Genomic DNA, 15,215 nt, shown 5'->3' with positions numbered 1-15,215 from the left:
TGAAGGGCCAGGCAAGTGGCTTTGTCAAAGTGCTAAGCCCCAGGTTTACGCTGCCGCGAGATCAAAGCGATCCAGGTTCATCACCTTGGTCCAGGCGCGGGCGAAGTCCTGCACAAACACGGCCTGGGCATCGCTGCTGGCATAGACCTCGGCCAGCGCACGGAGCACGGAATTCGAGCCAAACACGAGGTCGACCACGGTGCCGGTCCATTTCTTGGCGCCTGTGCTGCGGTCCACCCCTTCCAGCACACCGGTTGCGCTCGCTGACTTCTGCCATTGGGTGCGCATGTCGAGCAGGTTCACAAAGAAGTCATTGCTCAACGTTTCCGGGCGCTGCGTAAAAGCTCCGTGAGGCGCCTGGCCCATGTTGGCACCCAGTACCCGCAAACCGCCGACCAGCACCGTCATCTCTGGCGCAGTCAAGGTCAGCTGGTTCGCGCGGTCAATCAGCAGTTCGGCCACAGCGCCCTCCAGCCCGGGGCGCACGTAGTTGCGAAAGCCATCGGCCACGGGCTCCATCACTTCGAACGATGGCACATCGGTTTGCTCCTGTGAGGCGTCGGTGCGGCCGGGGGTGAAAGGCACGGTCACGTCCTGCCCGCCTCGCTTCGCGGCAGCCTCCACAGCGGCGCCACCGGCCAGCACGATGAGGTCGGCCAGCGAGATTTTCTTGCCGCCCGTCTGCTCGGCGTTGAACGCGCGCTGGATGGCTTCGAGCTGGCCCAGCACCTTGGGCAGCTGTGCAGGCTGGTTCACTTCCCACTCCTTCTGCGGAGCAAGGCGAATGCGCGCGCCGTTGGCACCGCCACGCTTGTCGCCACCCCGGAAAGTAGCGGCAGAAGCCCACGCCGTCGATACCAGCTCAGAGATCGACAGGCCCGACGCCAACACCTTGGCCTTGAGTGCCGTGATGTCTTGTTCGTTGACCAGAGCATGGTCCACTGCAGGAACAGGGTCTTGCCAGACCAGCACTTCGGCGGGCACTTCAGGGCCCAGGTAGCGTGCACGCGGCCCCATGTCGCGGTGTGTGAGCTTGAACCAGGCGCGCGCAAATGCGTCGGCAAATTGCTCAGGGTGCTCCAGGAAGCGGCGCGAGATCTTCTCGTAAGCCGGATCAAACCGCAGCGACAGGTCGGTGGTGAGCATCGTGGGTACCAGCTTCTTCGACGCATCGTGCGCGTGTGGAATCGTGGCCTCGGCACCCTTGGCCGTCCACTGGTGGGCACCGGCCGGGCTCTTGGTCAGCTCCCACTCAAAGCCGAACAGGTTTTCGAAGAAGTTGTTGCTCCACTTCGTGGGCGTGGTGGTCCAGGTGACTTCCAGGCCGCTGGTGATGGTGTCGCCGCCCTTGCCAGAACCATGGCTGCTCTTCCAGCCCAGGCCTTGCTCCTCGATGCCCGCGCCTTCGGGCTCCTTGCCCACCAGCGCAGCGTCGCCCGCGCCATGGGTCTTGCCAAAGGTATGGCCACCCGCGATGAGCGCCACGGTTTCTTCATCGTCCATGGCCATACGCGCAAAGGTGTCGCGGATATCGCGCGCGGCGGCGATGGGGTCAGGGTTACCGTTGGGGCCTTCGGGGTTCACATAAATCAGGCCCATCTGCACAGCAGCCAGCGGATTGGCCAAGTCACGCTCACCGCTGTAGCGCTTGTCCCCGCCCAGCCAGGTGTTCTCGGCGCCCCAGTACACGTTTTCATCGGGTTCCCACACGTCGGGGCGGCCACCGGCAAAGCCGAAGGTCTTGAAGCCCATGGACTCCAGTGCCACGTTGCCGGTCAAGATCATCAGGTCGGCCCACGAGATCTTGCGGCCGTACTTCTGCTTGATGGGCCAGAGCAGGCGGCGTGCCTTGTCCAGATTGGCGTTGTCGGGCCAGCTATTGAGCGGCGCAAACCGCTGCTGCCCTGCCCCTGCGCCGCCACGTCCGTCCGCCAGGCGGTAGGTTCCGGCGCTGTGCCAGGCCATGCGCACAAACAATGGCCCGTAGTGGCCAAAGTCTGCGGGCCACCAATCCTGCGAGTCGGTCATCAGCGCATGCAGATCGGCCTTTACGGCAGCAAGGTCCAGGCTCTTGAATTCTTTTGCGTAATCGAAGCCGTCGCCCATGGGATCGGTGAGCGGGGAGTTCTGGTTCAGGGGACGGATATTGAGCTGGTCTGGCCACCAGTCGGCATTGCCACGGCCCTTGGGCGCGGCAGCCTTGGTGTGGTCAAACGGGCACTTGTTGGTCTCTTGTGTCATGAGGCACTCCTGTTGGCGTTGGTGAGCAGCCGATGTTATGGAGTGCATATCTTTATGAAAAGGCAATAGTTTTTATTAATTCAATAGTTTTTCTCTAATTTCGGCAAATGCAGCGGACTACCGGCCTCCTTGCACCCGCACGTATCGAACAGCACCGAGCGGACCCAGCGGTGCCCCGGGGAGCGGTGGGTGCGTTCATGCCAGGCAGCAGTTTTAACGAAGCCAGGTATGGCCACTGGTGGCTCCAGCACAACCAGCCCGCGTGCATCCGCGACCACCCGCTGGGGCACCACCGCGATCAGGTCGCTATTGCGCAGGATCTCCGGCAGCACCAGAAAGCTGGTGATCGACAGCACCACCCGGCGCGACCGGCCCAGGCGTGCCAGCACCTCGTCCGTCACGCCGCAGAAGCTGCCGCCCGTGTACGAGATGAGCGCATGGTCCAGCGCGCAGAAGCGGTCCAGCGACAGCGCGCCGCCTTTCGCATCCGGGTGCCCGGCGCGCATCACGCACACGTAGCGCTCGTCAAACAGGTGCCGGGCATACAGGTCGGGCGCCGTGTTCTCGGGGCTGATCAGGGCCAGATCGATATCGCCCCGCTCCAGCCGCTCGTACACCGGCAGGTGCTGGGCCGGCACCACGGCCACGCGCACGCCGGGCGCGCGGCGGCGCAGCATGGCCAGGAATGGCACCACCACCGCCTGCAGCGCGTAATCGGTGGACGCGAGCTGCACCGTCATCTGCGCCGTGGCAGGGTCAAAGGCCTGAGGTTGCAGCAGCGACTCGATCCCACCCAGCAGCTCCTTGACCGGCGCGGCCAGCTCCTGCGCGCGCAGCGTGGGCGTGATGCCACGCTGTGTACGCACGAATAGCGGGTCATCGAAGCTTTCGCGCAGCCGGGTCAGCATGCCGCTCACCGCAGGCTGGGTGAGCGACAGGCGCTGGGCGGCGCGGGTTACGCTGCGTTCGTCGAGCAAGGCATCCAGTGCCTTGAGCAGGTTCAGGTCCATGGCCCTGATATCAATTGCCATGATTTCAGAAATAATAACTATCGATTTGGTTTATGGCTGCATCGTACCCACCATCTTCACTGTGCGTGGCCGTGGTGTCTTTGCCCCCGCCCCCAGCCCGAAATTCCTTTTCTATTTAACCGACAAGAAAGCAAGCTGCATGTCTGCCCTGTTCACACCGTTCCAGCTCAAAAGCGTCACCCTGCGCAACCGCATCGCGATCCCGCCGATGTGCCAGTACAGCGCGGTGGACGGCTTCACCAATGAATGGCACCAGGCGCATTACGCCGGTCTCGCTCGCGGCGGCGCAGGCCTGGTGATTGTCGAGGCCACGGGCGTATCGCCCGAAGGCCGCATCACCCCGGCCTGCACAGGCCTTTGGAACGACCAGCACGTCGAAGGCATGGGCCGCATCGCCGCCAGCATCAAGGCCGCTGGCGCCGTGCCCGGCATCCAGATCGCCCACGCAGGCCGCAAGGCCAGCGCCCAACGCCCCTGGGAAGGCGATGACCACATTCCCGAGAACGACGCGCGTGCCTGGCAGCCGATAGCACCGTCCGCCATTGCTTACGGCGGCGGTCTGCCCCGGGTACCCCAGGCCATGACACTGCAAGACATTGCCCGCGTGCAGGCCGACTTTGTGGCCGCCGCACGTCGCGCACTGGCCGCAGGGTTCGAGTGGCTGGAACTGCACTTTGCCCACGGCTACCTGGCGCAGAGCTTCTTCTCGCCCCACAGCAACCAGCGCACCGACCAGTACGGCGGCAGCTTTGACAACCGCGCGCGCTTTCTGCTGGAAACCGTGGAGGCCGTGCGCAAGGTGTGGCCCGCGCACCTGCCACTCACGGCACGCTTCGGAGTCATCGAATACGACGGACGCGACGAGGAAACCGTGGCCGAGTCCATTGAGCTGGTGCGCCAGATGCGCGAACGTGGCTTGGATATGGTCAACGTCAGCGCGAACTTCGTGATTGCCGAGACGCAGATTCCCTGGGCAAACCCCGCCTTCCTGGCCCCGGTCGCACAGCGCGTGCGCAGCGAAGCCGACCTGCCCGTGGCCTCGTCGTGGGGCATCGATGACCCGAAAATCGCTGAACGTGCAGTGGCCGACGGCCAGATGGATTTGGTGATGATCGGCCGCGCCCACCTGTCCAATCCGCACTACACCTACCACCTGGCGCAGGTGCTGGGCGTGCAAAAGCCTGAATGGAACACGCTGCCCGCGCCCTACGCGCACTGGCTGTCGCGCTATCGCGGCGCCGCAAAGGTCGCCGCAGCCCAGTAAAGCTCTGAAAAACGCCCTTGCCCTTTGGCCCGACGTTCAGTCCGGGTCGAGCGGTGCAGGGGTAGCCCCGGCGCATCCAGCTGTGCGTGCAGGATGTGGCCGTGGGTCGAATCGGTCACGAACACCGTTTGTCCGCCCTGCCCGCCATAAGCCAGATTGGTAGTGGAGGCTCCGGCAGGCCCCCGCAGCACCAGCACGGGCTCGGCCCGGTGGTTGAGCACCCACACATAACCCAGGCCCGGGTTGGCCACCAACAGGCGCCCCGCCCCATCCACCGCAAGCCCGTCCGGGCCGCTCGGGCCGTACGACGTGAAGAACTGCCCCACCTTGGCCACGCTGCCATCGGGGAGCAGCGGCACGCGCCACACGCAGTTGCCACGTGTGGCGGCCAAGTACAGCACGCGGCCGTCGGGCGACAGGGCCACGCCATTGGGGCTGGGCACGTTGGCCAGCAACAGGTCGAGCTGGCCATTGGGGCGCAGCCGGTACAGGCGCCCGCTCGGGTCGTGCAGGCCGCTCTGGCCCTGGTCGGTGAAGTACAGGTTGCCGTCGGCGTCGAAGATCAAATCGTTCACGCCCTTGAAGCGTTCGCTGTTGCGGCGCTCCAGGTACGGCGTGACCCTGCCGGTCGCGATATCGAGCCGCATCAACCCGTTCTTGTAGTCGGTGATGAGCAGCGTGCCCGCATCCATGAACTTCATCCCATTGGGCTCGCCGTCGTACTCGGCCACCAGCGTCCACGCGCCCTGCGGGTCGATGCGGAAGATGCGGCCCCAGGGGATGTCGGTCACGTACAGGTTGCCCACGCCGTCGAACACCGGGCCTTCGAGGAACGAATCGGTGACAGTGCCGCCCCGGTTGGCATCGGCCCAGGCGCTGCGCTCGGGGCGGCGGAAAGTGTCGGGCATGGAGCTGAAAAACGCCAGCTCGCGGAGCTCGGGGGATTGCAGCAGAAACATGGAAGGGGCTTTCTTTGTCAGGAGATGGCGCCGAAACCATAAAGCCGCGCCGGGTTGTCCACCAGGATACGGTCCGTCGCCGCATCCGAGCCCGCCCAGGCGCGCAACAGGTCCACCAGGTCGGCATCGTTCACCGTGCCCGGCGCCTCGGTGGTGTGGGGCCAGTCGCTGCCCCACACCAGGTGACTGGGGGCCGCCCGCACCAGGGCTTGCCCCAGCGGCAGGGTGTCGGCGTAGCTGGGGCCCTGCACGGCAGAACGCATGTAGGCGCCCGAGAGCTTGACCCAGGTGTTGCCGCTTTCCAGCAAGCGGCGCAGCACGCCAAAGGCTCGGGCCGATGGACCTTCGGCCAGGTCGATGCGCCCCAGGTGGTCGATGACCAGCGGCACCGGCAGCGCCTGCAGCACAGGCGCCAGCGCCATGATCTGCTCCGGGTGCGCGAACACCTGGATGTGCCAGCCATCGCAGTCCGCATGCCGTGCAACCTTGCCCGCCAGCGTGCTCAGCATCTGCGCCGTGGTGGTGCCCCACGATTGGGGTGAGACAAAGTTGACCCGCAGCCCGCACACGCGGCGCGCGGCCAGCCGGGCCAGCTCTGCATCGCTCACGCTGGGGTCCACCACGGCCACGCCGCGTGCGTCGTCACCCAGCTGGTCCAGCGCATCCAGCGTGCAGGCGTTGTCGGTACCGTAGGTGGATGGCGTGACCACCACAGTGCGGGTGGTGCCCAGGCGCACCTGCAGCTGCCGATACGCGGCCACGGGCGCCACCGGTGGCGTGCGCGGCCAGTGGCTCGATGGCACAAAGCGCGGGTCAAAGATGTGCATGTGGCTGTCGCACGCGCCGGGCGGCAAGCGGCGCTGCGGGCGGTTCAGGCCCACGGAGTGGGGCACCGGATTCATTGCTTCTCAATACCCACTTTGACCGCCACCGACTCCCACAGCTGGGCATCTGCCTTCAGCTTGTCCGCAAAGGCAGCTCCACTGAGCACGCTGGGCACGGCGCCGAGGTCTGTAGCAAAGGTCTGAAGATCGGCACTGGCCATGGCTTTGGTGATTTCCTGGCGCAGCTTGTCCAGTACCGTCTCTGGCGTGCCCTTGGGAACCCACAGGCCGGTGAAATTGACCACCTTGTAGCCCGGCGCACCCGCTTGGGCAAACGTGGGCACATCGGGCACGGCCTTGAGCCGCTGCTCGCCGCTCACAGCCAGCAGGCGCACTTTGCCGCCACGCACCTGCCCCATCACTCCTGGGGTCGATGCAATCTGGAAGTCGATGGTCCCGCCCAGCAACGCCAAGGTGGCTTCTCCAGCGCCTTTGAAGGGCACGTGGGTGGCCTTGAGGCCGCTGGCACCTTGCAATGCTTCTGTGGCGAAGTGAGGCATGGTGCCCGCTCCACCGGTGCCGTAGTTGAGCTTGCCCGGGTTGGCTTGGGAATTTGCCACCAGGTCGCCCAGCGTTTTGAACGGGGAGTTGGCGGCTACCACCACGGTGGTGGGGGCGAAGTTGAAACCGGCCACAGGCACCAAGTCGTTTGCGTAGTCCCAAGGCAGCTTCTTGAACACCTGGGGCAGGATGGAGTACGTGGTGTCATTAGCCAAGAGCGTGTAGCCATCACCTGGCGAACGCGCCACCTGGTTGGCACCGATGGTGCCTGTGCCACCCGCCTTGTTTTCGACAAAAAAGCTCTGGCCGGTTTGCTCCGTGAGTTTTTGGGCAATGCGCCGGGTCACCTGGTCTACCGCGCCGCCTGGAGGATATGGCACCACGATCTTGACAGCTTTGTCCGGGTAGCCGGTCTGTGCCATGGCATGGGCCATAGCGAAGGTCAGCGCCAGGGCTGCGCCCAGTGAGGTGTGAATGCGTTGCATGAGAGTCTCCTTATTGTTCAATCTGCTTTGAGGTCGAGAGCTTTGGCAATCTGGCCATAGGTGGTCACTTCGCGGGCCACGCGGCTGGCAAAGGTATTGCCGCAGACCGATTCAGTCTCCATGCCCATGCCGCGCACTTTCTCGGCAGCCGGCTGACTCTTGGCAAAGTCGGCCGCAGTGCGCTCCAGCGCCAGGGCGATGGGCTCGGGCAGGCCCGCAGGGGCCAGCACGCCGTACCACACGTCGGCAGCGTAGTTGCCGCCGCCTGCCTCTGCAAACGTGGGTACCTCGGGCACCAACGCCGAGCGCTGGGGCGCGCCCACGGCCAGCGCACGCAGCTTGCCGCTATGGATCTGCGGCAGCACCGACCCCAGGGTCGCGAAGGAGCTGTCGAGCTGCCCCCCCCATCAGGTCCGTCACCACGGGCGCGGCGCCCTTGTAGGGCACATGGTTGAATTGCAGGCCCTGGGCGCGGGCAAAGATCTCGGTGGCGAAGTGGCCTGAGCTGCCCACCCCTGCGGTGCCCGCGGTCACGCGGCCGGGTTCGGCGCGGGCCTTGGCTTGGTAGTCGGCCAGGGTCTTCACCGGCAGGCTGGGAGCCACCACCAGTACCGTGGGGCTGCTGGCCACCGTGCAAAGCGGGCGGAAGGACTTCACTGCATCAAACTTGACGCGGCCCTGGTACAGCGCCGGAATCATGGTGTGGTTGGTGGCGCCGAACAGCAGCGTGTAGCCATCGGCCGGGGCGCTGGCCACGGCCTGGGCAGCAATGATGGTGCCCGCGCCGGGCTTGTTGTCGATGATGAACGGCTGGCCCAGCGCGCGGCTGGCGTGGTCGGCAAACGCACGCGCCACCACGTCGGTGGGGCCACCGGCGGCAAAGCCCACCACCAGCTTCACGGGCTTGATGGGGTAGCCTGCCGCACCTGCTTGTGCGTGGGCCGCACCAGACGCTATAAAAACCATAGCTGCCAGCGCTTGAGGGACGAGCGCCAGAGGCGTATTTTTCTTCAACATGGCGAAGACTCTTTCAATCAATGCGGATGCCGCTGGTGCGAATCACCTCGGCCCACTTCGTGGTTTCAGCTTTCAAAAAGCTGCTGAACTCCTGCGCGCTGGAGCCCACGCCCTGCACGCCCAGTTCGGCAAAGCGCTTCTTCATCTCGGGGCTGGCCACGATGGCGCGGATTTCGGCCTCCAGCCGCTCCAGCACGGGGCGCGGCGTGCCTGCGGGGGCGAACAAGCCATTCCACTCGCTGACCTGAAAGCCGGGCACACCGGACTCGGCCTCGGTCGGCACCGCCTCCCAGCCATCGGAGCGGCGGGGCGATGTGATGGCCAGCGCACGCAGCTTGCCGCTTTTGACGAACGGACCGCTGGCCGTGGCGGCGCTGAACATCACATCCACCTGCCCGCCAATCAGGTCGGTGAGCGCAGGCGCACCGCCCCGGTACGGGATGTGGGTAATGGCCACTTTCTGTCCCTGCTTGAACAACTCGCCCGCCAGGTGCTGTGCGCCGCCGTTGCCCGCCGATGCGTAGGTGAGGTGGCCCGGCCGCGCCTTGGCGGCCTTGGCCACATCAGCCACCGACTGGAAGGGCGAGTTGGCGGGCACCACCATGAGCAGCGGCACCTGCAGCACCAGCGAGATGGGCGCAAAGTCCTTGGCCGCATCGAACGGCAGCTTGGGGAACAGGCTGGGGTTGACGGTGAAGGCCGTGGCGTCGAGCAGCAGCGTGTAGCCATCGGCCGGTGCCTTGGCCACCGCCGCCGCGCCAATGGTGCCGCTACCGCCAGGGCGGTTGTCCACCACCACCTGCTGGCCCAGGCGTTGGCCCAGTTGCGTGGCCAGCAGGCGCGCGGTGTTGTCCGCATTGCCGCCGGCCGGGTATGGCACCACTAGCTTGAGAGGCTTGTCCGGCCAGGTGCCCTGGGCCTGCGCAGGCGTTGCGCCCAGCGTGCCTGCAGTCGCGGTTACTACCAAAACCATAGCTGCCAGAGCTTTATTCACGAGCGCTAGTGGCAGATTTTTCTTAAAGTTTTGTTGCATGTTTTTTGTCTCCGGGGGCCGGTGTCGCTCAGCGCTCCAGCCTGCGCGGCACGGGCCCCTTTGTTGTTGTGAACGAAACAGGTGCTCAAGCAGCCCCGGCACTGCGCGCCAGCACGGCCAGCAGGTTCTTCGCGGCACCCACGCCCATGTTCACGTAGGCGTCGCTCGTCACACCGCCGATGTGGGGGCTGAGGATGAAGTGCTTCTCGCCCTGGAAGGGATGGCCCGCCGTCATCGGCTCGACCGCAAAACTGTCCAGCCCTGCCGCCATCACCTGGCCCGAACGCACGGCCGCCAGCAGCGCGGCCTCGTCGATCAGGCCGCCACGCGCCGTGTTCACCACGATCACGCCGCGCTTGCACTGCGCCAGCGTGGTGGCGTTCAGCATGCCCCGGTTCTCGTCAGTCAGCGGGCAGTGCAGAGACACGGCATCGGCTTCGCGCCAGATCGTCTCCAGGCACACACTCTGCACATAGTCCGGCAGGTTCTTCGCAAACGGGTCAAAGCCGATCACTCGCATGCCCAGGGCGTCGGCCATCTTGGCAAACCGCAGGCCGATGGCACCCAGGCCCACCAGGCCCACGGTGCGGCCACCCAGCTCCAGGCTTTTGTGCGTGGCTTTGTCCCAGTGGCCCGCGTGCATGCGCGCGTCGAGCTGCACCACCGATTTGGCGCAGGCCAGCAGCAGCGCCAGCGCCTGCTCGGCCACGGCCGCAGCGTTGGCGCCTACGGCGGCCACCACCTCAATGCCCCGGGCCTTGGCCGCCACCTTGTCGATGGTGTCGGTGCCACTGCCGTGCTTGGAGATGACCTTGAGCGCCGGGGCCGCGTCCATCACCGCAGCGCCCACCTTGCCGTAGCGCACGATGATGGCCACGGGGTTGTGCGCACCGCACAGGGCCACCATGTCTTCTTCGGTAGGCGTCTTGCCTGCGTAGACGATGTCGTAGCCCGTGAGCAGGTCCAGGGCTTGCTGCGCCAGATCGGCGCCGGTGACGATGATGGTTTGGCTCACAGCGATTCCCCTTCCTTCAGCACGCCCGCAGCGCGCAGCGCGGCAGGCAGCCATTTCGATGCGGTGTCGCCGCGTGCAATGGCTTCGATGCGAGCGGCTTCGTCCGCCACCTTCTTGTCGGCCAGGGCCAGCATGGCGGGGGCTTTTTCGCGCTCGATCACCACCACGCCATCAGCATCGCCCACGACCAGGTCACCCGCGTTCACCACGGCACCACCGGCGCAGATGGGGTGGTTGATGCGGCCGGGCACGTACTTGGTGGGCCCAGCGGGGTTGAAGCCCGCGCTGAACACGGGGAAGTCCAGCTCCAGGATCTCCAGCTTGTCTCGGATGGCGGCGTCCACGATCACGCCGGCCAGGCCGCGCTTCTTGCAGGCGCTGAGCATCAGCGTGCCCATCAGGGCCGCCGTCTGGTCGCCCTTGCCGTCGATCACCAGCACATCGCCCGGCTGAGCCAGGGCAATGGCGGCGTGGATCATGAGGTTGTCGCCGGGGCGCACTTCGACGGTGAAGGCAGGGCCCGCCACCTTCATGTTCTGGTGCACAGGGGCCACACGGCCGTGCATGGTGCCGCGGCGGCCTGCCACGTCGGCCAGGATGGCGGCCTGGTAGGTGGCGGCTTTTTGCACTACGTCGGCGCTCACGCGGTCGATGGTGCGGATGATTTCAGGGAGTTGGCTCATGGGGAATCCTTGGAAAGAACGCGGAGATGCTGGGGAGCGAATGGGCGCGGCTGACTGGGATGCGCGTGCAAGGCGCCCATGCCGCAGCGCAACCAGCCCCGGACTCAGCGGCTGGCGAAGTGCAGACGAAATGCGAAGGTGAAGAAGTGGGGCGGGCAGATACGCGGGACAAACCGCCCCCCCAGCGTGAGCCCGTCAGTCCAGGCTGGCGCCGGAGTCCTTGACGATCTTGGCCCAGCGCGGCACTTCGGCTTTGAGCAGCGCGCTGAACTGCTCGGCGGTGCCGCCCAGCACATCGCCGCCTTCGGAGCGCAGCTTGTCGGCCACATCGGGCTGCTGCAGGGCCGCGTTGATGGCCTTGTTGAGCTGCGCCAGGATGGGTGTGGGCGTACCGGCAGGGGCCAGGATGCCGAACCAGGTCACGGCCTCAAAGCCCTTGTAGCCCGACTCGGCCAGCGTGGGCACATCCGGCAGTTGCGGCGAGCGCTTGGCCGAGGTGATGGCAATCACCTTGAGCTTGCCGTTGCGCACCTGGCCCAGCAGCGTGGGCACCGACGACATGTACAGGTCGATCTGCCCGCCCACCAGGTCCGTCATGGCCTGGGCCGCGCCCTTGTAGGGGATGTGGCGCAGCTTGATGTCGGCGGCGTTTTCGGCCAGCTCCCCGGCCAGGTGGGCCACGGTGCCGTTGCCCGAATAGCCCAGCGTGAGCGCATCGGGCTTGCCCTTGGCGGCCGCCACCACATCAGCGTAGCTCTTGAAGGGTGAGTTGATGGGCGCAGCCATGACGATGGGCGAGGACGAGACGAGCGCCACGGGCACAAGGTCCTTGAGCGGGTCGTACGGCAGCTTGGGGTACAGCGTGGGGTTGATGGCCAGGTTGCTGGTCTGGCCAATGACGAGCGTGTAGCCGTCGGCGGGTGACTTGGCGGCGGCATCCACCCCCAGGTTGCCGCCCGCGCCGGGGCGGTTGTCCACGATGACGTTCCACTTGTTCTGGTCCGTGAGCTTTTGCGCCACCGTGCGGGCAATCATGTCGGTGCCTCCGCCGGGAGGGAACGGCACGATCAGGCGGATGGGTTTGCTGGGGTAAGCGGCCTGCGCCAGAGCGGCCCCGGTGGGTGCGGCTGCGGCCGCAAAGCCCAGGAAGGCAGCGCACAGGGAGCGCGAAAGCGAAGTGAAGGCGGTCATGAATTTGTCTCCGTTGTGGTGGTTCGTCACGCCGGTCTGCAGGGCCTTTGTTGTGATACGTGTTCTGGTCCGGCGCCGTGGGTGCGACTGTACGCAGACGTTTCAACCCATACAATGCAGTTGCGTACCATGAAACGAATTGCCCCATGAGCAACCACCCCGCCAAGCCCTCCCAACCCCTCGCCCCCGCGCCCCGTCCCATGGCTCCGGCAGATGCAGAACCCGGTGGTGGTGTCATCGCCGTCACACGTGCCCTGCAGGTGCTGGAAGCCTTTGCACTGGGCGAATCCAGCCTGCCCCTGGCCGAGCTGAGCCGCCGCTGCGGCCTGCACAAGACCACCGTGCTGCGCCTGGCGCGCACGCTGGCGCAGTCGGGCTTCATGGTGCAGCGCGAGGACGGCGACTGGCGCCTGGGCCCGGCCGCAGGCTGGCTGGGGGCGCGCTACCAGGCCGGTTTTGACGTGCAGAACGTGCTGGAGCCCGCGCTGCGCGAGCTGACTCTTGCCACGGGCGAAAGCGCCGCGTTTTATGTGCGCGAAGGCAATGTGCGGACCTGCCTCGTGCGTGTGGAAGGCCCGCAGGCGCTGCGCCACCACGCACGCATGGGCGAAGGCCTGCCGCTGGACAAAGGATCGCCGGGCCGTGTGATCCTGGCGTTTTCGGGCGAGCCGGGCAAGGCCTATGAAGAGATCCGCAAGAAGGGCTACCACTGGTCGATTGGCGAGCGCGAACAGGGCGTGGCCACGGTGTCGGCGCCGGTGTTTGGCATGCACTGGCGGCTGATGGGCTCGGTGTGCATTTCGGGCCCGGCATCGCGCCTGCCCGCCGAAAAGCTCGAAGCGCTGGCGCAGACAGTGATGGCTGCGGCCACCCAGTTGTCGTATGCGCTGGCGGGCAATTCGGCCGCGCCCGCACAAAGCCCTGTACGAGCCACCCAGTGGCATCCGTGATACTTGCCCCGCAACCTCAACTCACAAAAACCACAGGAGACCGCCGTGAGCCGCTACCCTTTTCCCGACCTGAACACCCTGCCCGAAGACATCCGCGCACGCATCGTGGAAGTGCAGGAGAAGGCGGGCTTCATCCCCAACGTGTTCCTGGCATTTGCGCGCCGCCCGGCCGAGTGGCGAGCGTTCTTTGCCTACCACGATGCACTCATGCTGAAAGAAGAAGGCAGCCTGACCAAGGGCGAGCGCGAGATGATCGTCACTACCACCAGCGCGGCCAACCAGTGCCTGTATTGCGTGGTGGCGCACGGCGCGATCCTGCGCATCTATGAAAAGAAACCCCTCATCGCCGACCAGGTGGCCGTGAACTACCGCAAGGCCGACATCAGCCCACGCGAACGCGCGATGCTCGACTTTGCGATGAAGGTCTGCCAGCGCTCGCACGAGATCGAGGACGCCGACTTCGCTGCGCTGCACGCCCACGGCTTTGACGACGAGGACATCTGGGACATCGCGGCCATCACTGCATTCTTTGGCCTGAGCAACCGCATGGCCAGCTTTGCGGGCATGCAGCCCAACCCAGAGTTTTACTTGATGGGACGGGTGCCCAAGCAGAAGTAAGTGCCCTGGCGCATTTACTATCAATCTAATAGCCAATAGCGCTTATCCAATAAGCGCTAGAGCCCAATTTCATTCAAATTCTATCCGCAGAGACCAGCGCCCGCATCCAGTCCGGCAAGGGCGCTGCCTTCTGCTGCGGGAAGTCCACCCAGATGGTGGTGGCGCCACCTGCCGCGCAAATCACGCCGGGCTGGTCCACGCGCTCCATCGTGCCCCAGGTCTCAAACGTGGTGCGGCCCGGGTCGCTCACGTAGAGCTTGAGCAACACGTCGGCCGGGTATTCGAGCTGCTTGTAGAAATTGCAGAACGCATTGACGATGACAGGCCCCTGTCCGCGCGGGTCGGGGTTGCAGCCCACCGACACCATCCACTCGATGCGCGCGGTTTCCAGGTAGCGGAAGTACACGGTGTTGTTGACATGGCCCATCGCATCCATGTCGCCCCAGCGCACCGGGAACCGCATCTCAAAGACCAGCTTCTTGACCTCAGGGATTTCGATCTTCATACCCGCTCGTGCCCCAGGGATCAGACCGCGAAGCCGTCGTCGGCTGCGATCACCGCGCCATTCACAAAATGGCTCTGGTCACTGGCCAGCATCACCAGCAGCGCATCCAGGTCCTGCGGCTGGCCCACGCGCTTGCGCGGCAGCATGTCCATGAGCTTCTTGCCCTGCTCGGTCTGCCAGTGGTGGTGGTTGATTTCCGTGTCGATGTAGCCGGGGCAGATCGCATTCACGTTGATGCCGAACCGGCCCCACTCCAGGGCCATCGCCCGGGTCATCTGCACCACAGCTGCCTTGCTCATGCAATAGGCGCCGATCTGCGGCAGCACCTTCAGGCCCGCCATCGAAGCGATATTGATGATGCGACCGCCGGTGAAGCTGCCCGGCGCTGCACCGCGGGAGCGGGCCAGCATGCGCCTGCCCACCTCTTGCGCCACAAAGAAGGCGCCCTTCACATTGGTGTCGAAGATGAAGTCATAGTCCTCGGGCGTCACGTCCTGGATGCGCTGCGTGGTGCTCACGCCGGAGTTGTTCACCAGAATGTCGATGGAGCCCATTTCGGTCTCGGCATGTGCCACGGCGGACTTGATGGAGTCGTGGTCGGTCACGTCCAGCTCGATCACATGGGCGTCACCGCCCTCGCCTTCGATGCGCGCGCGCAGCTCCTTGAGTTTTTCCACCCGGCGGCTGGCCAGCACGACGCCTGCGCCAGCGCGGGCCAGGGTGCGGGCAAACTGCGCGCCCAGCCCGCTGGAGGCGCCCGTGATGAAGGCCACGCGGCCGGACAAGTCGATGCTGTATGCCATTTAGAGTCTCCCTACTGATCAAAATAGAACGGTCG

14 protein-coding genes and 1 pseudogene are annotated in these 15,215 nt (G+C 65.5%); 3 read left to right on the top strand and 12 right to left on the bottom strand.

Features of this window, described 5'->3' with window-relative positions; translation table 11 throughout:
* Positions 1-45 precede the first annotated feature (45 nt).
* Together katG and ACSQ22_RS09565 are read right to left on the bottom strand one after the other, a co-directional pair.
* Positions 46-2,241: a catalase/peroxidase HPI gene (gene katG / locus ACSQ22_RS09570; RefSeq protein WP_436130154.1), complete on the bottom strand. Its 2,196-nt coding sequence runs from the start codon at positions 2,239-2,241 to the stop codon at positions 46-48.
* Between the two features lie 80 nt (positions 2,242-2,321).
* On the bottom strand, positions 2,322-3,272 hold the full coding sequence (locus ACSQ22_RS09565; RefSeq protein ID WP_436130153.1) for a LysR family transcriptional regulator: 951 nt from the start codon (positions 3,270-3,272) through the stop codon (positions 2,322-2,324).
* 139 nt (positions 3,273-3,411) lie between these two features.
* On the opposite strand from ACSQ22_RS09565, the gene ACSQ22_RS09560 reads away from it, so the two are divergent.
* Positions 3,412-4,536, top strand: a complete 1,125-nt coding sequence (locus ACSQ22_RS09560; protein ID WP_436130152.1) for an NADH:flavin oxidoreductase/NADH oxidase — start codon at positions 3,412-3,414, stop codon at positions 4,534-4,536.
* On the opposite strand, the gene ACSQ22_RS09555 is transcribed toward ACSQ22_RS09560, so the two are convergent.
* The 8 genes and pseudogenes from ACSQ22_RS09555 to ACSQ22_RS09520 all read right to left on the bottom strand — a co-directional run bounded on the left by ACSQ22_RS09555 (position 4,500) and on the right by ACSQ22_RS09520 (position 12,304).
* Positions 4,500-5,495 (bottom strand): SMP-30/gluconolactonase/LRE family protein, encoded by a 996-nt coding sequence (locus ACSQ22_RS09555; RefSeq protein WP_436130151.1) that lies wholly within the window; start codon positions 5,493-5,495, stop codon positions 4,500-4,502. The genes ACSQ22_RS09560 and ACSQ22_RS09555 overlap by 37 nt on opposite strands.
* Positions 5,496-5,512: 17 nt before the next feature.
* On the bottom strand, positions 5,513-6,397 hold the full coding sequence (locus ACSQ22_RS09550; protein WP_436130150.1) for an amidohydrolase family protein: 885 nt from the start codon (positions 6,395-6,397) through the stop codon (positions 5,513-5,515).
* Positions 6,394-7,365, bottom strand: a complete 972-nt coding sequence (locus tag ACSQ22_RS09545) for a Bug family tripartite tricarboxylate transporter substrate binding protein (protein ID WP_436130149.1) — start codon at positions 7,363-7,365, stop codon at positions 6,394-6,396. Before ACSQ22_RS09545 ends, ACSQ22_RS09550 begins: the two co-directional genes overlap by 4 nt.
* A gap of 17 nt (positions 7,366-7,382) precedes the next feature.
* Positions 7,383-8,382, bottom strand: a pseudogene (locus ACSQ22_RS09540) (tripartite tricarboxylate transporter substrate binding protein).
* Positions 8,383-8,395: 13 nt separating this feature from the next.
* Positions 8,396-9,355 carry a tripartite tricarboxylate transporter substrate binding protein gene (locus ACSQ22_RS09535; protein WP_436130148.1) on the bottom strand — a complete coding sequence of 320 codons (960 nt, stop codon included), beginning with the start codon at positions 9,353-9,355 and terminating at the stop codon, positions 8,396-8,398.
* Positions 9,356-9,500: 145 nt separating this feature from the next.
* The gene (locus tag ACSQ22_RS09530; protein ID WP_436130147.1) at positions 9,501-10,430 is read right to left on the bottom strand and encodes an NAD(P)-dependent oxidoreductase; all 930 of its coding nucleotides are present in this window, start codon (positions 10,428-10,430) and stop codon (positions 9,501-9,503) included.
* Entirely contained in the window at positions 10,427-11,113 is a 687-nt protein-coding gene (locus tag ACSQ22_RS09525) for an RraA family protein (RefSeq protein ID WP_228895083.1), read from the bottom strand. Before ACSQ22_RS09525 ends, ACSQ22_RS09530 begins: the two co-directional genes overlap by 4 nt.
* 195 nt (positions 11,114-11,308) lie before the next feature.
* The gene (locus tag ACSQ22_RS09520) at positions 11,309-12,304 is read right to left on the bottom strand and encodes a tripartite tricarboxylate transporter substrate binding protein (RefSeq protein ID WP_121422712.1); all 996 of its coding nucleotides are present in this window, start codon (positions 12,302-12,304) and stop codon (positions 11,309-11,311) included.
* Positions 12,305-12,450: 146 nt separating this feature from the next.
* On the opposite strand from ACSQ22_RS09520, the gene ACSQ22_RS09515 reads away from it, so the two are divergent.
* A complete protein-coding gene (locus ACSQ22_RS09515; protein ID WP_370108519.1) occupies positions 12,451-13,254 on the top strand; it encodes an IclR family transcriptional regulator in 804 nt (267 codons plus the stop codon).
* A 45-nt stretch (positions 13,255-13,299) separates the two neighbouring features.
* Positions 13,300-13,872: a peroxidase-related enzyme gene (locus tag ACSQ22_RS09510; RefSeq protein ID WP_055402394.1), complete on the top strand. Its 573-nt coding sequence runs from the start codon at positions 13,300-13,302 to the stop codon at positions 13,870-13,872.
* A 73-nt stretch (positions 13,873-13,945) separates the two neighbouring features.
* Here ACSQ22_RS09510 and ACSQ22_RS09505 read toward each other — a convergent pair whose 3' ends face one another.
* Both ACSQ22_RS09505 and ACSQ22_RS09500 read right to left on the bottom strand, forming a co-directional pair.
* Positions 13,946-14,377, bottom strand: a complete 432-nt coding sequence (locus ACSQ22_RS09505; protein ID WP_431152866.1) for an acyl-CoA thioesterase — start codon at positions 14,375-14,377, stop codon at positions 13,946-13,948.
* Positions 14,378-14,397: 20 nt separating this feature from the next.
* The gene (locus ACSQ22_RS09500) at positions 14,398-15,180 is read right to left on the bottom strand and encodes an SDR family oxidoreductase (protein WP_436130146.1); all 783 of its coding nucleotides are present in this window, start codon (positions 15,178-15,180) and stop codon (positions 14,398-14,400) included.
* Between the last annotated feature and the right edge of the window lie 35 nt (positions 15,181-15,215).

Origin of the sequence: Acidovorax sp. LjRoot38, assembly GCF_964252975.1 — a bacterium.
In the GTDB taxonomy this organism is placed as follows: Bacteria; Pseudomonadota; Gammaproteobacteria; order Burkholderiales; family Burkholderiaceae_C; genus Acidovorax; species Acidovorax facilis.
This window is presented reverse-complemented; position numbering and strand designations above follow the sequence as displayed.

Bases quoted from the DNA above. Each gene is read 5' to 3' on its own strand.
- ACSQ22_RS09500 (WP_436130146.1), bottom strand. From the start codon at position 15,180: ATGGCATACAGCATCGACTTGTCCGGCCGCGTGGCCTTCATCACGGGC.
- katG (WP_436130154.1), bottom strand. From the start codon at position 2,241: ATGACACAAGAGACCAACAAGTGCCCGTTTGACCACACCAAGGCTGCC.
- ACSQ22_RS09525 (WP_228895083.1), bottom strand. From the start codon at position 11,113: ATGAGCCAACTCCCTGAAATCATCCGCACCATCGACCGCGTGAGCGCC.
- ACSQ22_RS09550 (WP_436130150.1), bottom strand. From the start codon at position 6,397: ATGAATCCGGTGCCCCACTCCGTGGGCCTGAACCGCCCGCAGCGCCGC.
- ACSQ22_RS09565 (WP_436130153.1), bottom strand. From the start codon at position 3,272: ATGGCAATTGATATCAGGGCCATGGACCTGAACCTGCTCAAGGCACTG.
- ACSQ22_RS09560 (WP_436130152.1), top strand. From the start codon at position 3,412: ATGTCTGCCCTGTTCACACCGTTCCAGCTCAAAAGCGTCACCCTGCGC.
- ACSQ22_RS09515 (WP_370108519.1), top strand. From the start codon at position 12,451: ATGAGCAACCACCCCGCCAAGCCCTCCCAACCCCTCGCCCCCGCGCCC.
- ACSQ22_RS09535 (WP_436130148.1), bottom strand. From the start codon at position 9,355: ATGGTTTTGGTAGTAACCGCGACTGCAGGCACGCTGGGCGCAACGCCT.
- ACSQ22_RS09520 (WP_121422712.1), bottom strand. From the start codon at position 12,304: ATGACCGCCTTCACTTCGCTTTCGCGCTCCCTGTGCGCTGCCTTCCTG.
- ACSQ22_RS09545 (WP_436130149.1), bottom strand. From the start codon at position 7,365: ATGCAACGCATTCACACCTCACTGGGCGCAGCCCTGGCGCTGACCTTC.
- ACSQ22_RS09555 (WP_436130151.1), bottom strand. From the start codon at position 5,495: ATGTTTCTGCTGCAATCCCCCGAGCTCCGCGAGCTGGCGTTTTTCAGC.
- ACSQ22_RS09505 (WP_431152866.1), bottom strand. From the start codon at position 14,377: ATGAAGATCGAAATCCCTGAGGTCAAGAAGCTGGTCTTTGAGATGCGG.